This window comes from Mycobacterium sp. E2699 (assembly GCF_001666745.1).
In the GTDB taxonomy this organism is placed as follows: domain Bacteria; phylum Actinomycetota; class Actinomycetes; order Mycobacteriales; family Mycobacteriaceae; genus Mycobacterium.
Map to the genome: position 1 here is coordinate 1 of NZ_LZJH01000027.1, position 681 is coordinate 681.

The 681-nt window shown below is 70.3% G+C and carries 1 protein-coding gene; it reads right to left on the minus strand.

Translation table 11 applies throughout. The features are described from left to right. A partial coding sequence (locus A5696_RS02545; protein ID WP_231964205.1) for a condensation domain-containing protein occupies positions 1–681 on the minus strand: 681 nt, incomplete at both ends.

The following is a 681-nucleotide window of genomic DNA, read 5'->3' on the forward strand; positions in this document are numbered from 1 at the left end:
TCGGAGCCGTCCAGGTCGGTCTCGCCGTTCAGGTAGCGCAGCACGCCGTAGGTCAGGCCATCCGGCAGCGCGCGCAGCTGTTCTTTGGCGTCCTTGATAACAGCGCCGAGCCGAGGGTCGCCGGCCGCCACGTCAGCCCACGACAGCCCGCCCGCCGTGATGGCCACCGGGTACTTGGTGGTGAACCAGCCCACGGTGCGCGACAGGTCGACATGCTCCCCCGACGCGGCCAGCTCCTCCTGGCGTCCGTGACCCTCCGCGTCGATGACGATCGGCGCGCCGCCGGTCCCCAGAAACTCCGTGCAGGCCAAGGCGAACGCGATCAACAAGATCTCGTGTATGCCGGCGTGAAACGCCGCCGGCACCTCGCCGAGCAGCATCCGGGTGGTCTCGGCGTCCAGCTCGACCGACAAGTTCCCGGCGCTGGCATAGGTGTCCGCGTCGGGGCGCACCGCCGGCAACGCGGTGGGCAGCGCCGCGATCTGCCGCCAGACCTGCGCCAGCTGCACCACCTCGGGGCGGTGCGCGTACTCACCCAGCAGCGACGCCCACCGGGCGAACGACGTCCCCGGCGCCGGCAACACCACCTGCTGCCCACCCCGATGCTGCGCCCAGGCCAGGTTGAGATCCTCCAGCAAAATCCGCCACGACACCCCGTCGACCGCCAGATGGTGAACGATC